We start from the raw sequence: 24,298 nt of genomic DNA on the forward strand, positions 1-24,298 counted from the left end.
TCGAAACTATTTATACAAACCTGGGAGGTGTATTCCTTGTGGTTGATGTAACCATAAGGAGAACATTTGGAGATTATTAACTTAATTATGGTAGCTATTTTAATCGCGTTGACTGCTTTTTTTGTAGCTACCGAATTCGCGATTGTAAAGATTCGTACAACAAGACTGGATCAACTCGTTGCAGAAGGAAATATTAAAGCGGTAGCTGCTAGAAAGGTTGTCGGAAACCTCGACGAATACCTTTCAGCCTGTCAGCTTGGTATAACCATTACAGCATTAGGATTAGGGTGGCTAGGAGAGCCGACGGTAGAGCACTTGCTGCATCCTCTTTTTGTAGAGTTTGAGCTGTCTGAGTCTGTTTCAAGTATCTTATCGTTTATTATCGCCTTTGCTTTAATTACGTTCTTACACGTAGTTATTGGAGAGCTGGCACCAAAAACTCTCGCTATTCAAAAGGCGGAAGCTGTTACGTTAAGGATCGCAAAACCAATCATGTTCTTTTATAAGATCATGTATCCGTTTATTAAAACATTGAACGGATCTGCGCGAATTTTTACAGGATGGTTTGGTTTGAAGCCTGCATCTGAACATGAACTTGCTCACTCGGAGGAAGAGTTGAGGCTCATCCTTTCAGAGAGCTATAAAAGTGGTGAGATCAACCAGTCAGAGTTTAAATATGTGAATAATATCTTCCAATTCGACGACCGTACCGCCAAAGAAATCATGGTACCTCGCGTTGATATGGTAACACTAGATAAATCTGAAACAGTAAAAGAAAGTATTGCTGTTGTAACAGAAGAGAACTATACTCGATATCCAATCGTAGATGGAGATAAAGACAGTGTTGTTGGTATGGTAAACATGAAGCAAGTATTAACAGACTTCGTTAACGGAAAGAATCCAGATGCTTCACTCGAAGAGTATGTAAGACCTGTTATACAGGTTTTTGAAACGATGCCTATTCACGATCTATTGTTAAAAATGCAGAAAGAACGTGTTCATATGGCGATCTTGATCGATGAATATGGTGGCACATCGGGACTTGTAACCGTTGAAGATATCCTTGAAGAAATCGTAGGCGAAATTCGAGATGAATTTGACGATGATGAAGTTCCAGATATTAAGAAGGTTGATGAAAATAGAACAATCCTTGACGGGAAAGTATTGATCTCAGAAGTAAACGACCTTTTTGGCCTCAATATTAATGATGAAGATGTTGATACGATCGGTGGGTGGATTCTATCTGAAAAGATGGAGGTCAACATGGGCGATGAAGTTTCAGTAGAGAACTATCGTTTCAAGATCTTAGAAATTGATGGGTATCATGTTAAATCGCTTGAGGTAATGAAAGTGAAGGACCAAGAGTCTTTAGCTTAATCAAAAAGAGACGTGCAAGCTTTGCACGTCTTTTTTATAAATAGCAGTGGATGCTCTAGGTACAGAGACAAAGGAGTTAGTTATGGAGAATTGGTTAATCAATATTATGAACGAATTTGGATATTGGGGGATTCTACTGTTAATCGCATTAGAAAATGTATTTCCTCCGATTCCATCAGAAATCATCCTAACCTTCGGAGGGTTCATGACGAACTCTTCAGATTTAAATATAGTAGGAGTCATTTTAGCGGCAACAGTGGGTTCTGTTCTGGGAGCGGTGATTCTTTATGGTGTAGGATTGCAGCTTGATGTTGAACGAATGGAAAAGATTATTGATAGGTGGGGGCATATCCTTCGATTAACGAAAAAGGATATTCATAAGGCAGATGCATGGTTTGATAAATATGGCCCATGGACGGTATTCTTTTGCCGTTTCATTCCGTTGATCCGAAGCCTAATCTCCATTCCAGCGGGTATGTCCAATATGAATTTCGGTTTATTCCTTGTTCTTACAACATTCGGAACACTGATCTGGAACATTGCTCTCGTTAATTTGGGTGCGTATTTTGGAGCGTCATGGGAAGTAATTGTAGGATATATGGATGTTTACTCCAAAATCATCTATGCTGTTTTGGCGTTACTCTTTGTATCTGTTGTCATTCTTTATGTACGAAAGCGCAGACGAAATAGCTAACTTTACTCTTAAAAAACATAATTGGACGTTTTGAAGAATCTCCTAGTGATAGGGGATTCTTTTTTTGGAGGTGAAAATGATGTGGAGTAGGCTGTTTTCAATGATATCGAATTCTTCAAGGGGAATAGGTTTGCGAATAAAGGAAACGAAAGTGACCTTTACAAATGAGAATAATATGTATACGAAAGAACGGGAAGCGCTGCATCAAAAAATTATGGCTACACTTATTAAACAATCAAAAATGGATAGCTTTCAACCTCCTGTTGCCATCTTAGTTGGGGGAGGAAGTGCTTCAGGCAAAACATCTTTGTGTCAAACAATCGTTAAACAAAATTTAAAAAAGAAAAAGAGAAAGTTGATCACAATAGATCCGGACGAAATTAAGAAGCTTATCCCTGAATATCAAGCATTTCAAAAAACATTTCCTAGCTCAGCGGCCACACTTGTGCATAAAGAGTCAGTGGATATCTCAGAAAAATTAGTAAACCGAATGATTGAATCAGAAAGGTCGTTCCTGTTAGAGGGGACGATGGCCAAAACAGGTAAATATGTTTCCCTTGTGAACAGATTACTAAATAGAAGATATGAAGTGAACGTTTATATTGTCGATGTGCCTGTTCATGTCGCAATCGAGAGAGAAGCGATCAGGGCTAGGAAAACAGGAAGGTCTATACCTCGATATGTTATCAATCGTACACATCGGTATATTCCGAAAACCTTTTTAGCGATAAAAGATGAGGTGTCCTTTTTTGAGGGATATGATAATCAATATGGATTAAAGCTCTTTATCTCTAACCATTTTATAGATGAAACTAGATATAAAGAATTTCTGAGAAAGAGCTCTATTAAAGTTGAATGATGGAATCGAGACAGCGTTCGTATTCATCAATCCATATCCTTTTGGATTGATAGAAGATAGCGAATGCCCAGTAGAGTGCTGTTTCATGGGTATGAATGTTTGAGAATGAGTGAGCCATCAAATACTTGTGAATGAACTGAAGTGCTTGTTTTTCTTTCATTGTACTTATTTTCATAAGGTTTTTGGCGATATCAGATAGGAACACATCTTGATCGTGATTTGTATGTTCCGGACTAGAAATCCACTTTTTTGGTGGAAGTTTGATAATCATAGGACTTGATAAACAATGGAGAGCCTTCTCATTATGAAACGAAAGTTGTTCTTTAAATGGAGATGCTTTTATTTCACCTGTGCTGTTAAAGTGTCCACTCCAAACAGGACCGTATACAAAGTCATAGTCATGTTTGATTCCTTTACGAGAATTTTTTACAAATTCCTTCCAAGCATCCTTATTGAATGACCACTTCTCATCGTGTGGTAAAGGAAAAATCATACCTTGTAATCTGTGCAAGGTGTGTAAATCTAATGAAAAGACCAAATAAGCTGGGATTCTCGTATCAGGGTGGTTTAAATAGTCTGACTCAGAGAGATTTAATAGGTCTAGTATACGGGGAGAAAGTTGCTTGTTCTTCGCTCTAAAATAAGACCATGATTTTGCCTGTGATCTGCTGAAGGTTACGTAAAAGCCTTGACCAAAATCAGTTCTCAATCTTTGTGCTTCTATCCAGATACCGTTTTGTTGGATGAGCTTAGCGGCAAATAATGTAGTACCATGATAAACCGTACGATATCCATCATATGAAAGCAAAAGTAATCTCCTCCTTATACATGTAATATGTAAAAGAGAAATAGAAGGTTACTTGTAGAATGTTTGATTATTAAACAACTGTTTAAAACACTCCTGACGGGGTGTTTTGTTAAATTTTACAATATAGTGAATAACTTCTTGAATGCATTCTAATTTCTGTAAGAAAATGTATAATATAATTAGAACGGTCGTTCAATTCAAGAAAGGAAATAGATCATTGAATAAAAGAAGATACAACAGTGAAACAGCAAAACAAGAAATCATGGAAAAAGCATGGTTACTCTTTTCACAAAAAGGTTACTCACAAACATCAGTATCTGATATCTCTAAAGCTTCTGGTTACAGTAAAGGACACATCTATTATCATTTTGAGAATAAAGAAAAGCTGTTTGTGTTATTGGCTCAACAAACGATGAAGGAGTGGTTTATCAAGTGGATGAACAAAGAAAATGAATATTCTAGTGCATCTGAGAAACTTTACGGAATGGCCATGCATGTTCTTTATAATTACCAAACTCCGTTATTAAAAGGGGGACAAGAGCTTGCTTCTAATCCTGAATCAAGTACAGAATCACTCAAGCAGTTATATGAATTAGCCGTCATTCCAATGGGTGCATATCGTGCAATTCTTGTTCAGGGGATAGAAGAAGGAGAATTTAAGAAAGGCAATGTGGAAGAATGGACGGTATTGATCGGCACATGGCTTGGTGGACTATGTCAACTTACCAACACTCAAGATACTCGTAGCTTAGAGCCACTTTTTAAAAAAGCTGTTAGCATGTTTTTAGAGTCCATTCAAAATTAAGGAGGAAATGTTATGAGAATCGGATTGATCGGTGACAGTCTGACAGAAGGACGACCTGGTGTTTCTTTTTTTCACCTTTTACAAGAACAGTATCCCCACATGACGTTTGTGAACCTTGGAAAACCGGGAGAGTCTGTAAAAAGTTTGCATAGCCGCCTAGCTAAAACGAAATTGGAAAACTTTGATCTTGTTTTCCTTTGGATTGGAGTTAATGACGTTTATTCAAAACTACTCAGTATGCAAGCACAGCCTGTTGCAAAAGACCATGAAGAGTTTAGAGATTACTATCAAAAAATATTAGAATGCGTTTCATCTTCCTCAAAAAGTGTAATCACTGTCACCCCAGCAATAGTCGGCGAGAACTTGAATAATGTTCCAAACAAAGAAATCAAACAATTAAATACCCTCATCACATCCATCACGAACAAATATGGAAATGCGACTACACTAAATCTACATTCCGTTTTTGAACAACACCTTTCTACAGTAAATAGTTCCGATTACATCAGCACAAAAGTATTAAGAGTTATGAAAGATGTCCTTTTTTATAAAAAACCTTCAAGGATTGATAAGTTGTCAAAGAAACGTGGATTGCACCTGACACTAGATGGTATTCATTTAAATAGTATAGGGGCTCAGATTGTTGCAGAAGAATATGCCAAAATGATTGATCAACATCAATCTACCAATAAAAATGCCATACAGTAAACATGGATTAAAGAGAATAAAATAGAGGCGGTTGATCTGATGGATAAACGAAAGGTTGCAATTGTAACGGGTGGAGCATCAGGAATCGGTCATGCACTTTGTAAGGAGCTCGTCGCACAACATGTTTTTGTTATCATCATGGACATAAATAATGAATTAGGCAGACAAGTTGAAGAGGAGTTAAACAGAGAGTCTATAAATGCAAGATTTCAATATTTAAACGTAACTGATTCAGAAAGTGTAGAGAATGCATTCAAGGAGGTATTTTGGGAGTTTGGAAGGTTAGACTATCTTTTTAACAATGCTGGCATCGCCATGTATGGAGAATTGTTTGATACAACGCTAGATGACTGGAGAAAAGTAATGGATATAAACCTTTGGGGAGTCATCCATGGAACAAACATCGGTTATCGATTAATGAAACAACAAGGATTTGGTCATATTGTAAACACGGCTTCAGCAGCAGGGCTTGGACCTTCACCTGTCTCTGCAGCTTACGGAACGACGAAACATGCAGTAGTTGGATTAACAACTTCCCTTCATTATGAGGCAGAAGAATTCGGCATTAAGGTGAGCACACTTTGCCCAACGTTTGTGGACACACCCATTTTTGAGAAAGCAAAGGCTATTCAGATAAATAAAGATGTGATCATGAAACAATTTCAAAAACAAAAGATGATGACTCCAGAAAAACTAGCAAAAATCACATTAGACGGTATACATAAAAATAAGCCTATCATATGCCCTATGCCGATGCGTAGAACGATGGACGTTTTTTTCACGTTGTTTCCTGTAGCACATAGAGGATTGATGAGGCTGGTTTGTAGAGTAAGCCGACAAGCAAAGCTATCTTAAAAAATAAAGTGAACTGCTAGCGTTCTATAGCAGTTCATTTTTTATTTACCTATAAATTCTTCGTTATAATACAAGTAACCTAACTTTTGGAGGCGTAATCGTGAAAACCATTTTGATCGTGGAGGATGAACCAAAGCTGTTGGAGGTTGTTTCTTCTTACTTGAAAAAGGAAGGGTATCACACTTTAGAAGCTCTTACTGCTAACGAAGCTATCAATTATCTAATCAATCACTCTGTAGATTTTGTAATTCTTGACCTCATGTTGCCTGATATGAGTGGGGAAGTACTCTGTCAGAGAATTAGGCAAACACATACATTACCTATATTAATGTTGACTGCAAAGGTGAGTGAGGAAGATCGCATCAACGGATTATCGCTCGGTGCTGACGATTATATGGTGAAACCTTTTAGTCCCCGCGAACTTGTTCTACGGGTTAAAACGATATTGCGCCGAACAGGTGATGAGGGCTTATTGGCTGAGCAGATTACATATAACAAAGGAGAACTTAAAGTCGATGCTCGCAAACAAGAAGTATATATACATGGGGATCTTGTCAACCTTACACCGAATGAATATAAACTATTGCTGACATTTGGCAGACATCCAAATCGTGTTTTTTCGAGAGAGGAATTAGTGGAGAAGATTTTAGGATTCGATTATGAAGGTGACACCAGGACCATCGATCAACACGTAAAAAATTTAAGGTCTAAACTTGAGACTGATCCTAAGAAGCCACGCTATATCGTTACAGTGTTTGGGGTAGGATATAAGTTTACTGGAGGCAGCCATGTTTAAAGGTCTGCATGCAAGACTGACACTCATTTTTATATTGGCTGCGTCATCCATTCTCGTTATTGCGGGTCTTATCATGATGTACGAAGTCCATTTCCATTTTACGATGTTTCAAAAAGATGTACCGGAATTTAATAGTATAGAGCCTTTAACGCATCACTTTGAAAAGGCGCTGTTAAGTTCAGTTCTTTGGACATCGCTCGGTGCTATTCTGTTAGTTTGTATCATTAGTTATTTTGTGGCTAAGAACTTATCAAGACCTATGGTAGAGATGAGAAAAGCGGCAGAAAAGATGGCTAAGGGAGAGCTTCAAGTCAGAGTGAAGTCACTTGGAGATGATGAGCTCAATGACCTGGGTAACTCGCTAAATCAGCTTGCCTCTAAACTACAGTTACAGGAAACTTACCGTAAAAATATGACTTCAGATATTGCTCATGAGCTCAGAACACCTTTAGCGACGATTAAAAGTCATTTAGAGGCTTTTGAAGATGGAGTTTTCGAGCCCACTACAGCCCGTATACAGTCATTAACAGGTGAAATCGATCGACTGATTACGATCGTGCAAGATCTTGAATATTTAACAGCCATGGAAGCACCTGAGTTCTCACTAAATAAGAAACCACAACAATTAAACCATATCCTCATAAAAAGTGTGAATGCCGTATCAGGAGCATTTGTACAGAACGGAATATTACTTCGAAGTGAATTGGATAGTGATATTGAAATAAATATGGATGCCAAACGAATGTCTCAAGTGTTTATGAACCTGTTCAGCAATGCGTTAAGGTATACACCTAGAGGGGGAGAAGTTACGGTTGTGACCCATGTTGATACCAAATCAGTATTGATATCCATACGAGATACAGGAATCGGTATTCCAGAAGAAGAGAGTAAACACGTGTTTGAACGCTTCTATCGAGGAGAAAAATCAAGGAACAGAGAATATGGTGGCAGCGGAATCGGTTTGACGATTGTAAAAAGAATCGTTGAAGCTCACGATGGACAGATTTGGATAAATGAGGAGTACAAGCAAGGTACTGAGGTGAAAATGAAATTTTTCAGATAAGGAAGCCGGCGTGATTTTGGACGCCGGCTTTTTCAATATTCGTGTGTGCGTTTGTCGAAAAGCCTATAAATCTATTTGAAGGACTATAAATGGAGATTTCGGGCCTATAACTGCAGATTAAGGGTCTATAAAATTTTTTTAGGGCCTATAAATCGAAACTTAGGGCCTATAAATAAATTATTTCACCTTAGATAATTCGCTTTCTGTCACCCATTTGTGGTTTTTAATGCGTTCTCCACCCGTTGTAGGTGTATAGTCGACCATATAGACGGTAGTTTGTTCTGCAGAATCAATTGTAGCTTTTGCACCTTTCATTCCTTTCATATGATCGGCCTCAAGAATAACTTCTTTTCCAGGAGTTAGAGGTTGATCTCCTTCGTTCTTGATCTCTTCGTGTATGACCCACTTGTGATTCTTTACTTTTTTTCCTCCAGTTGTGGGTGTGTAACTTACGGTGTATACGGTCGTATCATATGCACCTGTGATTGTAGCTTCTGCGCCGTCCATACCTTTCATATGATCTGCATTCATAACTGCTTTACTTCCAACTTTATATGTCGGGTTTTCTGCACTCTTAAGTCCTTCAGGAACTTCACCCGAACCAGAATGATTCATTTCTCCGTGATCTGCGTGATCTTGATTATCTTCACTCTTTTTTGTAGTCTCATCTTTTCCACATGCTGAAAGAACGAGTGAGAATGAAAGCACTAGCATGACAAACAGCTTAATTTTTAACATTAATAAATCCTCCTTTATTGTCTAGTGATAGTATTCATCTTCATGAGAAGTTTATGAACATATGACAAGCATAAGGGACAATTATGTAGAAGTTGTGAAGAGAATTAATATTAGAAAAAAAGAAACTGCTGAGCTCATTGGGAACCCAGACAGTTTCACAGTTTCATTTTTAAACAAGCGTTTAAAATATCTTTATAGGAATGACATTAACAAACCACCAATTGCACCGGTTACAACGACCATCCATGGAGGAAGCTTCCAATAAACCAACATACTGAACAATACAGCTGCAAACGCAAAGTCGATTGGTTTTATAATCGTACTTGTCCAAATAGGCTGATAGAAGGCGGAAATTAAAATCCCAACCACAGCAGCGTTTACTCCCATTAAAGCACCTTTGATCTTAGCATTCTGTCTAAGCATGTTCCAAAAGGGAAGAGTGCCTAAGATTAACAGAAAAGCAGGTAAGAAGATTGCGACGGTGGCAAGTAATCCACCTTGCCATCCATTCGTCACTGCACCAATATAGGCTGCAAACGTGAACAGAGGACCAGGGACGGCTTGTGCTGCTCCATAACCCGCCAAAAATGCTTCTTCACTAATCCAGCCGGATGGTACGAATTCTCGCTCAAGTAACGGAAGAACCACATGTCCGCCTCCGAATACAAGTGATCCGGAACGATAGAAGCTGTCAAAGATCGCGATCCAGCTGTTAGAAGTCACATCTCTTAAGAGCGGCAACAGTAAAAGTAACGCAAAGAATAAACTCAAACAGATTACAGCAAACTTTTTTGAGATAGGAAATTCATGTTTTATTTCATCGTTATCTGTTTGGTCCCTGTATAATAAGAATCCTAATAAGCCTGCTAATAGGATGACACCCACCTGAGAGAATGCAGTCTGCCACAATAGCGTTCCGATTAAAGCCAGCAATGCGATGGTTTTTCTTTTTAAGTCAGGCGTTAGCTTTTCAGCCATCCCTAGAATAGCGTGTGCTACAACTGCAACAGCTACGAGCTTTAATCCGTGAATCCAGCTTAGATCAGAAACATTTAACCCCTGAAGGATAAGTGCAAAAACAATAAGCGCGAAAACGGAAGGGAAGGTAAAACCGATAAAGGATACTATCCCTCCTAATACGCCTCCACGCATAACACCGATTCCGATTCCCACTTGGCTACTAGCAGGACCAGGGAGAAACTGACAGAGAGCTACAAGGTCTGCATAGCTTTTTTCATCCATCCATTTGCGCTTTCTTACGTACTCTTCATGAAAATAGCCTAGGTGTGCAATTGGTCCACCAAAAGAAGTGAGACCAAGCCTTGTTGATACGAAAAGTATTTCCAAGAGTGTTTGTAGTCGGCTTTTATTTTGTGTCATTTATGCTCACCTCTTACTCTTTTATTTCTTTAAACAGTTCATAAGCTTTTGTTCTTGCTTCAGTTAAGACAATCTGTCCTTTTTCTGTTGCAGTGTAATACTTTCTGATCTTTCCATCCACCTTTTTCTCTTCCTTGATTAATAGACCATCTGCTTCCATAGAATGAAGAATGGGGTATAGTGTACCAGTGCTGATGTTGTATCCATGTTCTTTTAGCTCTTCAAGCATCCACACGCCATAGATCGGGTGTTCAAGTGCGTGGTGCAAAATGTGTATCTGAATAAATCCAAGAAATAATTTACGTAAGATTTTCTCTTCCAAGGAGGAATTCACCCCTTACATTTTCATTGATATCGAAATCCAATATCGGTTTTCGATATTAAGGTAACATGATTATCTTGCCCTATCAACCCTCTTTAAATAAGCTTTACAAAATTTTAATAATTCTTCCTAACATTCTTGTTTTAATAATTTCACAGTTTAGGCACTTCCTGTTTTTTTAATGTTACAATTATTGAAGAAGCAATAAATCGATACTAAATGGTGAGATGGAGTGAAAAAAAGTGAGATCTACATTAACGGTTGCTCATTACTTAAATGAAAACGCTGAATACTTGGCTAATAAAATCGTTGATGATATTATTTCCAAATTCGGGTTTCAAGTAAATAGGGAAGATATTGAACAAGCTAGACAGATGTACGTGGAATTCTTAACATTTCTAAGTGATTCGTTCGATTGCGATGAAGGATCTATACCTGAGGAGCTGTTGAATTGGAGCAGGCAGAACGGAGAGAGATCGGCAGCTAAACATCATCGTATTTCAGAAATATTAATACGTTATCCAGATACTCGAATGGTGTTTGCAGATTTCATTCTGAAGATTAGTTTAGACCACGAACTTTCAACAGCTGATGTTGTATTAATCTTAAAGCGGGTTCATCACATGCTGGATGTGAGTATTAATGAAACCGTGTTGGCATTTGAGCGGAAATCACAAGAAATCTTAGAGAAAACAAGATCTGAGCTTCGGGAACTTTCTACCCCAGTCGTTCCTATTGAGAATGGAGTGGCTGTATTACCTTTAATCGGAACCATCGATGCTGACCGTACCGAACACCTGATGAACGCAGTCCTCCCGAAAATTCCTGAACTTCAAGTAGAATGTTTGATTATGGACTTCTCAGGAATTGTTGTCATGGATTCAGAGGTAGCAGGGCATATCTTCAATGTGTACCGTGTTCTTGGATTACTCGGTATCGATGTTTCAGTAACAGGTTTACGTCCAGAGCTAGCTATAAGTGCCGTATCAGAAGGTATTGATTTCTCTTCTATAAAAACGTTCGCGAACGTCAAACAAGCGATCGAAAGCATCAAACAAAAAAACTAGCACGCTTTTTGCATGCTAGTTTACTTTTTATACTTTTGACTGCCAGAATGGACAATTTGAACAGATACTTTTACTGAATCTAAAGAGTCACTTTGCAATGCATACTTTTTTACGAGTGAGGGAGACCTTCGATAAGTTGAACGAGTTAAATTGTAAAGATCACTATCAATGGAAAGACCATGAGCATACGTTTCTTTAATATCTTTTTTTATCTTTTCTGCGAGCTGCTTCTCAAGTTCTCGTTTAGGATCCACATTTAGATTCTCATCAATGGTTGCTTTTGCCTTAACCTCTAAGGTGTATTTCAGCTCATTTTTAACTGGTTTTTTCAGGCGTACTTTGTATCCTTTTACTTCTAACTCAACTACCGTATTTCCTAGAGGGATTTCCATCTTATTCTCTTTCTTTCGTTTCGTTACCCATTCTAACCCGAGTAACTCTGTATGTGTAAGTTTTCCTTTTGGCTTCATCTTCTGGACGACAAACCCACCGCTAACGTTTGGAAAATGGGGGCTGTCCTTATCTTCGTTCCATTTACCCTTAGTCATTTTGATGTTAGGAATAATGGTTGATCCGAAAGGTTCGTTTCCATCTCTGAAAAGCATCTGCATACTTATTGGATTTACAGAATGGTTTCGAACCAGCATGTTTTCTGGATGAAACATGACTTTATATAAGGGTGCTTGTTTAAATGGCGCTTTTGTGATCAATACATCATCAAGGTCTTCTGATGTTCCAAAAATCCAAGATGTTTGTCTTATAAGCGGATCATGACCTAGGTGAGAAATGACTACATTCAGCTTCTCCTTGATAACTCTTTCGCTCAGCAGGATGAACTGTACATGACCGTAATAAAGAGGATATTGAGAAGTTTTCTCTAATTTTCTGAAAGCCATCGTAATACTGTTACCTTCTTCTTTACCCACTAAAACTGGCTGCTCACCACTCTGTCCACCGCCGCCTTCTTGTTTTGCAATAGAAGAAAAAACTGCAGATTCTGTGTAGACAATAAATTTACCATCTTTATAGTCAATCCCTAGCCCCTCAATATAAAGCTGGTCTCCAATTCCAGTCGCGCCCCAACATCCTGTAAGTAGAAGAGTCATAATTGATAGTACAATCAAGATCTTCTTATTTTTCATTGTCATCACCTTGACGTGTTTTGTCTTTTGGAAACATAGATGCTGAACGTTTTTTATTGAGTGGGAATGGAGCTTTTAAAATCGTTTTGAATGTATCCGCTACGTTCGGTGTAGCAAATGAAGCCAAGTATGGATAATCAAAGGAACGGAGAGAACTCAGCATTAAGAACAAACTTAACATTGCTATAAAAAAACCAAATAGACCGAACATGCCACACATGACTAAAGTGAAAATTCTTAAGTATAACAGATTACCGCTTAGAGATTGGTTTACAAAGGTATAGCTTGCAATCATGGTAATCGCAACGATTACGAGTGTTGTAGGAGAGGTGAGCCCCGCGCGAATAGCAGCGTCCCCTACGATTAATCCACCTAAAACGGCGACGGTCTGACCTACGGCTCTTGGTAATCTTGCTCCAGCTTCTTTAAAAAGTTCAAATAAGGTGACCATAATAAACATTTCCAATGGTAAAGAGAGAGGAAGCCCTGTTCGGGAAAGGGTCAATGTAGCGAGCAACGGGTAGGGAAGCTGATCTTGATGAAATGTAGTTAAAGCAACCCATAATCCTGGTAAAGTTATCGTGGTAAACAGACCCGTGAAACGCAGCAATCGTTCGAACGAAACCATATAAAAACTGGCATGAGCATCTTCTGGTGATTTTAAGGTGATTCCAAGGGAAGCTGGACCAATCAGAACTGTTGGTGAACCATCTACAATAATAATAAATCTTCCTTGGATAAGGGATTGAACGGCTAGGTCTGGTCTTCCTGTGTTATGAAGCAAGGGTAAGAGAGAGAACATGCTATCAGACAATTCTTCCTCTAGTTCACTGCTTGAAACTAAGGCATCGATATCGATTTTTGAGATTCTTTGCTCCACACGTTTAAGTAGATCAGGATCAATAATATCATTTATATAAAGTAAGGAAACAGACGTTTGAGTTCTTCTCCCAATCGTAAAGGATTTACTGTGCAAGGACGACGTTTTAAGGCGTTTTCGAATGAGCGCAAAATTCGTCTCTAAGTCTTCAATAAATCCATCTCGTGCACCTCTGATCGAGATTTCAGTATTGGATTCTTCTGGTGAACGATTGGGTGTTTTCGCAAGGTTTACAGTGAAGAGCGTTTTTGTGCCAGCGATCATGATGAGCACTTGACCTGAAAAAATAGCATGCTCAATTTTTTGTTTGTGTTCAGCATCAATCACCATCTCGTGAACTACATACCGTGCGCCAAGTGTGTTACGATTCAGAGGTTCATTACGGCTTAGGACACTTTCTAAAAAGGGAAGCAGGCTTTCTTCGAGTAGATAGATATCTGTTACACCTTTACAGAACATGACGATGAGAGAAGTGTCTATCGATTCATTACATATGTCTTTTTTTATGATGATATCGTGGTTTTCATTAAACCAAGATAAAAGTTCATCTGTTTTTGAAGAATCTTTTTCTCTTTTGTTTAAAAATTTCATGATGGACTCCTCATTTCTTCAGCAATACGGCAATACAGATCGTAGAGATCAAAGGCAAAATGATAAATAGTTGTACAGGAAAAAAGTAATCAAATAAAAAGTTAAAGATCGTAATGTTTGATACCGGTGCGAGTGTATATGCAACTGCAGAGCCATACATGGCAGCAATGATCCAAATCTTATGTTTTCTTGTTTCAAATAGATTCCAAACTAAGAGCATGAGCAAGCTTATTCGGATAAAAGCCCCTGAAATCCATTGGAATATAGACAAAAAGTCCATACGGGTAATTTCTTTTGAAATGGTTAAAAGTTTCCATTGTTCAAATGCTGGATAACGCAGGTTATTCGCTTCATACGGACCAAACTCAGCGATGGCTGCCATCGTTGGCCCGAGCATCAAACCCATAAGGACAAAGGCGACAAGAAAGATGTGACGCCACTTTAGTTGCTTCTTTGTTGAATGTACAAGGAACAAGAGGGTGCTTAGCTCGGTTAACCCCGATAGAACATATGTCCCGCCTTTCACTATTGGAGTCCAGCCATGTTCAGCTATCGGAAGAAGCATTGAATAGTCTTTATGTTGAAGATTTCCAACCGCAATAAAAATACCTAATGTTGCGACCAAAGGTAAAAGGAGCATAGACACGATCCCTAGCTCTTGAAGTCCTTTAAAGGTGCCAAAGAAACAAAGAATTCCCAATAATAGGGCAAGAACAATGATAGGCGTATCAGCTAAATAGTTTGTTTTTGTCCAAGTGATTGTGTCCCGAAATGTTATGATTGCATTCAAATAGAAGTAAAGAATAAAAATAACGGTAAGCAGATAAAAGGGGAACGGACCGAGCCGCGCTTTTACATATGCTGTGAAATTTTGATTGTCTAACTTCTTTAAAACAGAGCCAATAAGCAAAATGAATAATAGATAAGGAACAATGGATATGAGGATACTGACCCAAGCGTCTCTTCCAGAAGCTGAAAGAATAACAGGGATAATCAGCACATGGTTAACTAAACCGGAAGAAAGGATGAGCAGAAAGTAGATATGTATAGGGGCTACACCAGGTTGTATTCTCATGCTTTTCCCACCTCCTTGAATATGAGTTAGTATTCTAAAATCTGTTAAGGTTTATGCGAAATCAAAACTGTCAAAAGAAGTGGAAGCTTAGGCAAAAAAAAAGAGGCATAACCTAAATAGGCAGACCTCCTTTAATCGATTTTTGATTTTATGTATTGAATATAACCTTCACGGTGCCCGGGTTTGTCTAGCACTTTTCGAACATAATAGGGATCTTTCAATAGTCCATTTTTTTTGTCGAGCTCGATCCATTCTGCTAATTCAGAATCGCTGATCAAAATGTTGTACCAATCTTGTTTGTCTAGCTCTTCCCAAAGTGAACGAATATCAGGTTCCTTTATTTTTAGAATGTGTTTTTGAAAGATTTCTATAAAAAAACCTGCAGTCAGTAAACAGAGCAATAGAAATAGCAGCATAACGGTAAACCTCCATTTTGTCTAACATATCAAATATAAGCCAAAAAAAATAGACGCAGGGGCTGCGTGCTATTTTTTGTCAGTATGTTTTTTGATGATTTCTTTTAACTCAGACCAATTCGTTAAACGGGGCATGTCTAAATCTTTGTTGTAATTCTGATGTCTAACATAAAGCTGAACAGGTTCTTCTGTTAGCGTATTTAAGACATTAGGCTTATCATCAAAGTAAAAGTCCAGCTTTAAATCTTTGATCGTATGGATTTTCTCCTCATCTTTCATACCACAGAAGAAGCGTCCTTCTTGCACAGGAAATCCAGCATTCTCGACCCATTTCTTAGTTTCTTCACAATGGTTGGCAGGTCTCGCAGTAATGTAGAAAATTTCGTGACCTTCTTTATCGAGTTCTTGTAACACTTCAATGGCATCCGGGTAAGCAGGACAATCCGTAAAATAGATCTCTTCCATAGAATCGATCCACATCTGATTGCCTTCCTGTTTTGAGAGACCGAACGGTTCGTGAATCTCCAGAGTTTCAATCGTGTCAAAGACATCAATCGGTACATCTTGTTTTAATTTTTTATTGTAGATATGAAAAGCATGTTGGCGAAGATTAATCAGTGTATCATCAATGTCAAATCCAAATCTCATTATATATACCTCTTATTCGTATTTAGGATAACTACTGAATTTATAGTCAGGTCCGATTGGGGTAACCGTAAGATTCTTCAGTTCGATGGCATCAGACATCTTTTCGATTCCAGTCCCACCAAAAAAGGAAGGTGAATGCTGGCCACCGATCAGCTTAGGTGCGATGTAGAAAACCGCTTTATCAACAAGTTTGTTTTCTAGGAATGAAGCGTTGATCGTACCACCGCCCTCAATCAAAAGGGAAGAGATTAAATTGCTTCCTAGTGTTTTTAAAACTTCGAGCGGGTTAACTTGTGATTCACCAGCAATAAACACTTTTACACCGTGAGCTTCAAGTTTGAGCTTTTTTTGCTTGTCATAATTTTCGGTAGTGAATACCCAGGTTTCAGCTTGATTGTCTCTTACAACTTTAGATTCTAAAGGAATCTTAAGTGTCGAGTCCATAATCACTCGAAGCGGATTTCGACCATTCGGAATTCTAGTCGTTAGTTCAGGGTCATCATGAATGACCGTATTAACGCCTACGAGTATAGCTCGATTTTCATTTCTCATTTTATGCACATCTTCACGTGATTCTGGTGATGTGATCCATTTGCTGTTGTTCGCATGGCTTGCAATTTTTCCATCAAGCGTGATACCTGACTTTAGAGTTACAAAAGGGATCTTCTGGACGATGAACTTGTTGAATACTTCATTCATTCTTTCTGATTCTTCATGAAGCACTCCAGTCTCCACTTCAATTCCAGCATCTTTTAAAATCTTCACGCCTTTTCCAGAGACAAGAGGGTTCGGATCTAATGCGGCAATGACCACTTTTTTAATGCCTGCTTCTACAATCGCCATAGCACACGGTCCCGTTCGCCCATGATGGGAGCAGGGTTCTAGTGTAACATAAATCGTACCACCTTTCGCCTTATCCCCAGCCATACGAATGGCATGGATTTCTGCGTGTGGTTCTCCTGCCTTAAGATGTGTACCTACTCCGACGATTTCGTTGTGGTTTACGATCACAGACCCTACTAACGGATTGGGGTCTGTTTGTCCTTTCATTGCTTTAGCATTATTTAAGGCGAGCTGCATGTAGAATTCATGACTACTCATTCGTAAATACCCCTTCATCTAAATGCCCAGATCGATTGATCTTGGTTTGCAAATACTTCTCGTTGTATTCAGATACATCACCCCAGATGGGTGCTCGTGCTGTAACAGAAAGACCCGCCTGATGGAGTGCTTCTAGTTTTTTCGGATTGTTGGTAATAAGTGTAACAGGCTTTGAACGAAGTGCTTTAAGTACTTCTATAGCATCTTCATAATTTCTAGAATCATCTACAAATCCAAGGCTTTCATTAGCCTCTACTGTATCTTGTCCATTTTCCTGAAGCAGATAAGCCATTGCTTTACTAAATAGACCGATACCACGGCCTTCATGGTTTGCTAAATAAAAGAGTGCACCTGTACCATGTTCTACGATCATTTTCATCGACTGCTTGAGCTGATAACCGCAGTCACATCGCTTGCTGCCAAAAATATCACCTGTGTGGCAAATCGAATGCATACGAATAAGAGCTTCCTCATTGTATGCAAAGTCACCATAAACCAAAACGCTGGATTGCTGATATTCTGCCAAGTTGGCAGAGGAAAGCTTATCGATCACTTCTTCAAAGTTTTCAGTCTGCTCACAGCCTTCTAGCCAGCAGTACCAATTGAAAACAACGGTTTCACCATATAGGTTAACAGGAAGTTTGATAGGTCCTACCAAATAGATAGCACCTTCATCTTTTTTGATTAGTTGTATTTTATCTTCAAGGATAGAAAGAACTTTTTCTTTTAAGTTTTTACTTTGTAACATACTTATACCCCTTTTATAGTTCATACGTATTTTGTCGGTTACTTCGGTGAATATGTTTATTTTATACCAGATAAATCGATTGAAAGTAGTGTTTTGCTCTCAATGGAAAAAAAAGCATCGAACTAACTCATCAGAAGATGGTTCAATCCTTATGTTTAAGTAGGGTTAAGAGAAAAATGCCGATTTCTATGTGACGGACATATATCTCTTCTTATATATATGGAATAATTCAATGATAGCGTGTATGTTAGACTATTCTGCTTGATCATTTAGGTAATGATTTAAAAGTCAGATCGATTAGGTGAACACAAAATTCAAGATTCTCTAGAAATATTTAGTAAGAATGATAGCGAGTCCTCCTAAAAGAGCAATGCCATAATTGAAGATCAAATGATTATTATCGTTTTTCTCTCCTTCTGAACGGAAGAGCTGATCAAAGGCTTTATGACGATATTTTGTTTCGTTAATCATCAAGTTCTCAGCGTCCTTTCAAAGTTTAAATGGCAGTTCTACCTGCTAGTATACGCTTTCATCAATAATTATTCAAAATATTCAAACTATTAAGAGCGGCAATAAAGGTACACCATGAAGTGTACCCTCCTGAAGATTTTTGTTTTTTCTTATTTAGAACAAGTTTTTAGTGTGCTGCCATTTTTGCCTCTGCTTTATCATGTACGGCAAGTTTCTTTATCAGTGATTGACTAGATGCGTTGAGTCCAGTTATTTGAACTTCTGTTCCGTTCTGGCGATATTTTAAGATAACTTTATCGATGGCACCTACCGCAGAATCATCCCAAACATGAGATTGCGACAAATCGATCGTAACAAGCTCTACATGTTCTGAAAAGTCAAACTGTGAAACAAAATCTGTTACAGATGCAAAGAATAACTGTCCTTTTACAATATATAATTTGGTATTGTTATCAATCTTAGAAGATATCTCAACTTTTGAAATTTTAGCGGCAAAGAACAGTGCACTTAAGATAACACCGGCTAGAACTCCTTTTGAAAGATCATGAGTAAGCACCACTGTAACGACGGTCACGATCATAACAGCAGCATCAGTCTTAGGCATTTTATGAAGCTTTGTTAAAGAAGACCAATCAAAAGTTCCGATGGATACCATGATCATAACTCCAACTAACGCGGCCATTGGAATCATCGATAGCAGGTCGTTGAGCAGGATGATTAGTATCATTAAGAATGCTCCAGCAACAAATGTAGAAAGTCTCCCTCTGCCACCAGATTTAACGTTGATAACCGATTGACCAATCATTGCACAGCCTGCCATCCCTCCAAAGAATCCTGTAACAATATTCGCGATTCCTTGTCCTTTTGCTTCTCTATTTTTATCGCTATCCGTATCTGTCATATCATCTATGATCTGAGCAGTCAGTAGAGACTCTAAAAGTCCAACCAGAGCTAAAGCAAACGAGTATGGAAAAATAATCTGTAATGTCTCAAATGTTAATGGAATATCAGGTATTAAAAACATCGGAAGAGCTTGAGTTAATTCACCCATGTCGCCTACCGTTCGTACCGTTGAACCTGACATAACAGCTATGATGGTGATCACTATAATGGCGATCAGAGGAGAAGGCACAGCTTTTGTGACTTTCGGGAAAAGGTAAATAATCGCTAAAGCTCCTGCAACCATCGCGTACATTACCCATGACTCTCCAACAAAATGAGGGAGCTGGGCACTAAATATTAGAATGGCTAGTGCATTAACAAATCCGACCATCACTGAACGTGGGATGAATTTCATATATTTCCCCAGCTTTAATACTCCGATCAGTATTTGGATTACACCTGTAAGCACGGTTGCGGCTAAAAGGTATTGCAGCCCATGGTCTGCAACAAGGGTGACCATGACAAGAGCCATTGCTCCGGTTGCGGCTGAAATCATTCCCGGTCTTCCGCCTAGAAAGGCGATTACAACGGCAATACAAAATGAGGCGTATAAACCTACCATAGGGTCTACACCTGCAATGATGGAGAAAGCGATCGCCTCTGGAATAAGAGCCAATCCGACTACAAGGCCGGCAAGGACATCTCCGTGAATGTTCCCAAACCACTCCTGTTTTATTTTATTTAGATCCAACAGAAACACACCTCTTTCTTTATGATGAAAACTGTTTTTTGACTTTCAACTCTCATGAAAGTCGGGGTCCGATGTCAACGCGTTTGATTATAACATGGATAGTAAAAATGAAGTAACAGAATGTAAGCGTATAAATAAGTTTTTTTCTTTCATTTTTATTGAATTTCTTGTTTTTTCGGAGCATTAGTAGAAAAATACAATTATATGATTTACATAAGGGAAAGGGTTGAGGATATGGAGAAGGTAACAGAAGGATATGAGTACGCAGATTACTATAAGGGGTATGTAAGCTTAGTACCTGAAGGGGATATCGTTCAAGTACTAACGAATCAGATGCAAGAAACAGTTGGAATCGTAAGCATTTTAAATGATGAACAGCTTTCTTACCGCTATGCAACAGGGAAGTGGAGCATTAAAGAAGTGATCGGCCACATTACAGATACGGAGAGAATCATGAGCTATCGTTTACTATCCATCGCACGAGGAGAAACAACCTCACTTCCTGGATATGACGAAAATGCTTATGTAGAGGAAGCCGGCTTTGATGAAATCCCGATAAGAGATTTGCTAGAAAATTTTGTTGCAGTGCGTTTGGCTACAATCCAGCTTATTAAAAGTTTGAGCAAGAAGGCTTTAGAAAGGAAAGGAACGGCAAATGGGCATCCCGTTACCACTCGTGCTCTAATGATGATCATAGCCGGTCATGAGATACACCATCGCCATATTATTGTAGAGCGATACTTAACCAAAAATTAAACACATGTTTAAAAGAGAGTCGATGTCATCCTGATATCGACTCGTTTTTGTGTGTAAGATTACTCATTCATCTCAATCGCAGCTCTGATGCCTGACTCAACAGCTCCTTCAACCCAGCCGTGCTTGAGTGTAGTATGTTCGCCGGCAAAGTGCAGTCTTCCCTCCGGAGCTTTAATCGCTTCAAACAACTCTAATTCCTGGTATGGCTTAAACATTGTAAAGCATCCCCCTGCATTTGGATCTGTGGACCAATCATGGCTAAATCCTGTAACAAAATGCTGATAGATGTAGTCACCATGAAACTGCGAGATATATTTTAATGTTTCTTTGATTTTCATTTCATTGGATGAGCTTCTCCAAGGAAACGTATCATCTTCCCACGTATAACTTCCGATCACGACACCTGAAGGGATGTCTTCTCTGATACGGCTCGGATAATGAGTGAAGCGAGATGCGAGGTCCGTAACAGTTTTCCCTCCAGATAGACCGTTTTTTTCCCAGAAACGATGTTTAAATTCAATTCCAATCTTAATCGAGGGCACATAATGAAGTTCCCTGATAGCTTTCCTTTTAAGATAGGAGAGGGAATTATATGGTTCGAATTCAACAAAATTAAGTACCGAGAACGGAAGAGTAAGTAATACTTTGTCAGCTTCAAAAGAAAAACGATCTAAGGTTTGCGGACTTTCTGTATACAGTTTAACGGTTGAATCTGTCTGCGCGAGTCTTTTTAGCTTTTGACCAAAATAGATGTGATGCCGTAAATCTCTAAGAAAAGCACGAGGTAGCTGGTCGTAACCACCTGTTACTTCAAAGTATTTAAGAGGAGGTTTTTTGAAAATGATTAAAATGTCACGAAGCATCTCTAAAAGAGAGAGTTCAGGTAGACCTTCTAATGATAGAAGAACTTTAATTTTATCTATGGCACCAGCAGATAAAGATCTTCCGAAAGGATTGTTGCGCAAATAATTATCGAGTGAGTATGATTGAAAATTTTGAATGATGATCGGCCAGTTTTTATCAGGATCACTATCAATAAAATCTGCTATAGGCTGTAAAGCGTAAGCGACCAGCTCTTCAGCTGTTCTTCCTTTTTCATTTTCTAAGACAGGAAAACCTAAGATATCGGGATTTTTCTCATAAGCATCATAAGTGGTTCGAATGCCATTGACTAAAAGAAGGTCATGAGGATTGCTGTTAACAAATTCATTAATGGCAAGGTTGTATTTCTTGATGTATGCCAAAACAAGCTTATGCATCTCAGGGATACGCATAGCACCTGCTTCAAAATAGTTACCGTGGGTAAAAGGTGACCTGACTGTGTAAATACGCCCGCCAACTCTGTGGGTAGACTCTAGAAGGATGATCTCATGTCCAGCGTTCTTTAAAAGCGTGGCTGCAACAAGTCCAGCCATACCTGCACCGACGATAATCATCCTCTTTGGAGAGCTTGTCATGGGTAAACCGTTCTGTATAATATCCAGCATTTCTTCAACTGTTAAACGGCTCAAATTCATCACAAGTCCCCCTAAATGAACGTTCATTCCTTTTAACAATGTATTAAAAATTATTAAAGAATATTATTTTGTAATTAAAACTAAAAACGACAGCCGATGATGGCTGCCATTTCTCTAAATTTATACTAGTTCTTCTGTCTGAACTAAAACATCTTCTTTATTCGGATAAGTCTTCTCAATATGCTGCTCACCCCATGCGCAGAGTGAATCTAATATTCCTTTTAACGACCAACCGTAATCAGTAAGAGAATATTCAACTCGTGGAGGAACCTGATTGTATACTTCTCGGAGAATAACCCCATCATCTTCGAGTTCTCTAAGTTGCTGTGTGAGCATCTTTTGTGTAATTCCTGGCATTAACCGCTTCAACTCGCCGGTTCTTCTTTTATCTTTTATAAGATGGCAGAGGATGACGACTTTCCACTTTCCACCGATCACTTCTAGTGCAGCTTCAACAGGTATATTGTATTTTTTCATCCCAAAATCACCTCTATATCATAATTGTTACTTAAAAGTACCTACATTACTTTAAAGTGCGTACTTACTTTTAGTTTGCGTATATTTCATAATAACATCAAGTCAACCGAATGACTAGTTCATTCACCAACTAAAATCAATGGAGGGATTTATAGATGAATTCAACAGCATTTCAAACGGAAACCGCGTCGAAGTCAAAAGGTGGTTTTCCGGCATTATTAGCATTAGCCATTTCGGCATTTGGTATTGGTACAACTGAGTTTGTACCTGTAGGACTTTTATCTTCATTAGCATCAGATCTTAACATTTCGATCACATTAGCAGGCTTACTCATTTCTGGATATGCGATGGGTGTCGCATTCGGTGCGCCGGTTCTTACAGCGTTAACGAATAAAATGAACAGAAAGACATTGTTGCTACTGTTAATGGTCGTTTTTATCCTAGGCAACATGGTTGCAGCAGTTTCAACAAGTTTTACGCTGCTTCTGATCGCGCGATTCATCACAGCATTTTCTCACGGTGTATTCTTTTCTATAGGTGCAACGATCGCAGCGGATCTCGTACCTGAACATAAACGTGCAAGTGCGATCGCATTCATGTTTACAGGACTTACTGTTGCAACCGTAACAGGTGTTCCGCTTGGGACATTTATCGGTCAAACCTTTGGATGGAGAGCTACGTTTTGGGCAGTTGCACTACTAGGCGTTGTTGCCATCATCGCTAGTGCCATCTTAGTTCCGAAGAATTTGAAAGAAGCACCACCATCAAGTATAAAAGATCAACTCAAGATTATTAAAAACGGTCGATTATTATTAGCTTTTGCGATCACAGCTCTTGGTTACGGTGGAACGTTTGTGGCATTCACGTATTTAGCACCGATCTTAGAAGATGTAACAGGCTACGCTCCTAAAGCAGTCACATGGATTTTGTTAGGCTACGGTATTGCTGTTGCGATTGGGAATACGGTAGGAGGCAAAGCGGCAGATAAAAATCCGATCAAAGCTTTGTTTTGGATGTTCGTTATTCAAGCTGTTATTTTAGTGATCTTAACATTTACAGCACCTTTCAAGATTGCTGGAACGATTACTATCTTCTTATTAGGACTTTTAGCGTTTATGAACGTTCCGGGTCTACAGGTTTATGTTGTGAAACTTGCTGAAAGATATGTACCTTCTGCAGTAAATGTTGCGTCAGCTATCAATATCGCCGCATTTAACCTAGGTATTGCGATTGGGGCGTTTGTTGGAGGTCTCATTGTCGACTCCATCGGTATCATTCACACACCGTGGATCGGCGGAGTAATGGTGTTTGGTGCAGTTCTTTTAACTGCATGGAGTACAGCACTTGAAAAAAGAACAATTTAGAAGTGAA

The 24,298-nt window shown here is 38.8% G+C and carries 26 protein-coding genes; 11 read left to right on the forward strand and 15 right to left on the reverse strand.

What is annotated here, in order from left to right:
* Positions 1-66: 66 nt before the first annotated feature.
* From H9648_RS15375 to H9648_RS15385, 3 genes are all read left to right on the forward strand, one after another.
* On the forward strand, positions 67-1,377 hold the full coding sequence (locus tag H9648_RS15375) for a hemolysin family protein (protein WP_191754671.1): 1,311 nt from the start codon (positions 67-69) through the stop codon (positions 1,375-1,377).
* A gap of 82 nt (positions 1,378-1,459) precedes the next feature.
* Entirely contained in the window at positions 1,460-2,071 is a 612-nt protein-coding gene (locus H9648_RS15380) for a DedA family protein (RefSeq protein ID WP_191754672.1), read from the forward strand.
* Between the two features lie 130 nt (positions 2,072-2,201).
* Positions 2,202-2,930, forward strand: a complete 729-nt coding sequence (locus tag H9648_RS15385; protein WP_191754673.1) for a zeta toxin family protein — start codon at positions 2,202-2,204, stop codon at positions 2,928-2,930.
* Here the strand turns inward: H9648_RS15385 and H9648_RS15390 are convergent.
* Positions 2,917-3,738: a DUF3990 domain-containing protein gene (locus tag H9648_RS15390; protein ID WP_191754674.1), complete on the reverse strand. Its 822-nt coding sequence runs from the start codon at positions 3,736-3,738 to the stop codon at positions 2,917-2,919. The genes H9648_RS15385 and H9648_RS15390 overlap by 14 nt on opposite strands.
* Before the next feature lie 217 nt (positions 3,739-3,955).
* On the opposite strand from H9648_RS15390, the gene H9648_RS15395 reads away from it, so the two are divergent.
* From H9648_RS15395 to H9648_RS15415, 5 genes are all read left to right on the forward strand, one after another.
* Positions 3,956-4,543, forward strand: a complete 588-nt coding sequence (locus H9648_RS15395; protein WP_191754675.1) for a TetR/AcrR family transcriptional regulator — start codon at positions 3,956-3,958, stop codon at positions 4,541-4,543.
* Positions 4,544-4,555: 12 nt separating this feature from the next.
* Entirely contained in the window at positions 4,556-5,251 is a 696-nt protein-coding gene (locus tag H9648_RS15400) for a GDSL-type esterase/lipase family protein (protein WP_191754676.1), read from the forward strand.
* Positions 5,252-5,290: 39 nt separating this feature from the next.
* Entirely contained in the window at positions 5,291-6,106 is an 816-nt protein-coding gene (locus H9648_RS15405) for an SDR family NAD(P)-dependent oxidoreductase (RefSeq protein ID WP_191754677.1), read from the forward strand.
* A gap of 100 nt (positions 6,107-6,206) precedes the next feature.
* Positions 6,207-6,902 (forward strand): response regulator transcription factor, encoded by a 696-nt coding sequence (locus H9648_RS15410; protein WP_191754678.1) that lies wholly within the window; start codon positions 6,207-6,209, stop codon positions 6,900-6,902.
* A complete protein-coding gene (locus H9648_RS15415; RefSeq protein WP_191754679.1) occupies positions 6,895-7,965 on the forward strand; it encodes a HAMP domain-containing sensor histidine kinase in 1,071 nt (356 codons plus the stop codon). The genes H9648_RS15410 and H9648_RS15415 overlap by 8 nt, the downstream gene beginning before the upstream one ends.
* 177 nt (positions 7,966-8,142) lie before the next feature.
* Here the strand turns inward: H9648_RS15415 and H9648_RS15420 are convergent, their stop codons facing one another.
* The 3 genes from H9648_RS15420 to H9648_RS15430 form a co-directional block, all read right to left on the reverse strand.
* Complete coding sequence (locus H9648_RS15420; protein ID WP_191754680.1) at positions 8,143-8,703, reverse strand: YdhK family protein; 561 nt, start codon at positions 8,701-8,703, stop codon at positions 8,143-8,145.
* Between the two features lie 192 nt (positions 8,704-8,895).
* The gene (locus H9648_RS15425; protein WP_191754681.1) at positions 8,896-10,083 is read right to left on the reverse strand and encodes a chromate transporter; all 1,188 of its coding nucleotides are present in this window, start codon (positions 10,081-10,083) and stop codon (positions 8,896-8,898) included.
* A gap of 13 nt (positions 10,084-10,096) precedes the next feature.
* The gene (locus H9648_RS15430) at positions 10,097-10,405 is read right to left on the reverse strand and encodes a PadR family transcriptional regulator (protein WP_191754682.1); all 309 of its coding nucleotides are present in this window, start codon (positions 10,403-10,405) and stop codon (positions 10,097-10,099) included.
* A gap of 242 nt (positions 10,406-10,647) precedes the next feature.
* Here H9648_RS15430 and H9648_RS15435 point away from each other — a divergent pair, with 242 nt between their 5' ends.
* The gene (locus tag H9648_RS15435; protein WP_191754683.1) at positions 10,648-11,472 is read left to right on the forward strand and encodes an STAS domain-containing protein; all 825 of its coding nucleotides are present in this window, start codon (positions 10,648-10,650) and stop codon (positions 11,470-11,472) included.
* 20 nt (positions 11,473-11,492) lie between these two features.
* On the opposite strand, the gene H9648_RS15440 is transcribed toward H9648_RS15435, so the two are convergent.
* The 9 genes from H9648_RS15440 to H9648_RS15480 all read right to left on the reverse strand — a co-directional run bounded on the left by H9648_RS15440 (position 11,493) and on the right by H9648_RS15480 (position 20,177).
* Positions 11,493-12,614: a Ger(x)C family spore germination protein gene (locus tag H9648_RS15440; protein WP_191754684.1), complete on the reverse strand. Its 1,122-nt coding sequence runs from the start codon at positions 12,612-12,614 to the stop codon at positions 11,493-11,495.
* On the reverse strand, positions 12,604-14,085 hold the full coding sequence (locus tag H9648_RS15445) for a spore germination protein (RefSeq protein WP_191754685.1): 1,482 nt from the start codon (positions 14,083-14,085) through the stop codon (positions 12,604-12,606). The genes H9648_RS15440 and H9648_RS15445 overlap by 11 nt, the downstream gene beginning before the upstream one ends.
* Before the next feature lie 10 nt (positions 14,086-14,095).
* Entirely contained in the window at positions 14,096-15,160 is a 1,065-nt protein-coding gene (locus H9648_RS15450; RefSeq protein ID WP_191754686.1) for a GerAB/ArcD/ProY family transporter, read from the reverse strand.
* A gap of 131 nt (positions 15,161-15,291) precedes the next feature.
* On the reverse strand, positions 15,292-15,576 hold the full coding sequence (locus H9648_RS15455) for a hypothetical protein (RefSeq protein WP_191754688.1): 285 nt from the start codon (positions 15,574-15,576) through the stop codon (positions 15,292-15,294).
* Positions 15,577-15,645: 69 nt separating this feature from the next.
* A complete protein-coding gene (locus H9648_RS15460) occupies positions 15,646-16,224 on the reverse strand; it encodes a 5' nucleotidase, NT5C type (protein WP_191754690.1) in 579 nt (192 codons plus the stop codon).
* 12 nt (positions 16,225-16,236) lie between these two features.
* Positions 16,237-17,325, reverse strand: coding sequence for a bifunctional diaminohydroxyphosphoribosylaminopyrimidine deaminase/5-amino-6-(5-phosphoribosylamino)uracil reductase RibD (ribD, locus tag H9648_RS15465; RefSeq protein ID WP_191754692.1), 1,089 nt, complete (start codon positions 17,323-17,325; stop codon positions 16,237-16,239).
* On the reverse strand, positions 17,318-18,073 hold the full coding sequence (locus H9648_RS15470; RefSeq protein ID WP_191754694.1) for a GTP cyclohydrolase II: 756 nt from the start codon (positions 18,071-18,073) through the stop codon (positions 17,318-17,320). Before H9648_RS15470 ends, ribD begins: the two co-directional genes overlap by 8 nt.
* A gap of 324 nt (positions 18,074-18,397) precedes the next feature.
* Positions 18,398-18,547: a hypothetical protein gene (locus H9648_RS15475; RefSeq protein WP_191754696.1), complete on the reverse strand. Its 150-nt coding sequence runs from the start codon at positions 18,545-18,547 to the stop codon at positions 18,398-18,400.
* A 163-nt stretch (positions 18,548-18,710) separates the two neighbouring features.
* Positions 18,711-20,177, reverse strand: a complete 1,467-nt coding sequence (locus H9648_RS15480; protein WP_191754698.1) for a SulP family inorganic anion transporter — start codon at positions 20,175-20,177, stop codon at positions 18,711-18,713.
* A gap of 234 nt (positions 20,178-20,411) precedes the next feature.
* On the opposite strand from H9648_RS15480, the gene H9648_RS15485 reads away from it, so the two are divergent.
* A complete protein-coding gene (locus H9648_RS15485) occupies positions 20,412-20,933 on the forward strand; it encodes a DinB family protein (RefSeq protein ID WP_191754699.1) in 522 nt (173 codons plus the stop codon).
* A 59-nt stretch (positions 20,934-20,992) separates the two neighbouring features.
* Here the strand turns inward: H9648_RS15485 and H9648_RS15490 are convergent, their stop codons facing one another.
* Entirely contained in the window at positions 20,993-22,450 is a 1,458-nt protein-coding gene (locus H9648_RS15490) for a flavin monoamine oxidase family protein (protein WP_191754701.1), read from the reverse strand.
* Positions 22,451-22,570: 120 nt separating this feature from the next.
* Complete coding sequence (locus tag H9648_RS15495) at positions 22,571-22,927, reverse strand: winged helix-turn-helix transcriptional regulator (protein WP_191754703.1); 357 nt, start codon at positions 22,925-22,927, stop codon at positions 22,571-22,573.
* A gap of 155 nt (positions 22,928-23,082) precedes the next feature.
* Here H9648_RS15495 and H9648_RS15500 point away from each other — a divergent pair, with 155 nt between their 5' ends.
* Positions 23,083-24,291 carry an MFS transporter gene (locus H9648_RS15500; RefSeq protein WP_191754704.1) on the forward strand — a complete coding sequence of 403 codons (1,209 nt, stop codon included), beginning with the start codon at positions 23,083-23,085 and terminating at the stop codon, positions 24,289-24,291.
* Positions 24,292-24,298: the final 7 nt, after the last annotated feature.

Origin of the sequence: Fictibacillus norfolkensis (genome assembly GCF_014836645.1) — a bacterium.
Taxonomy (GTDB): domain Bacteria; phylum Bacillota; class Bacilli; order Bacillales; family Fictibacillaceae; genus Fictibacillus; species Fictibacillus norfolkensis.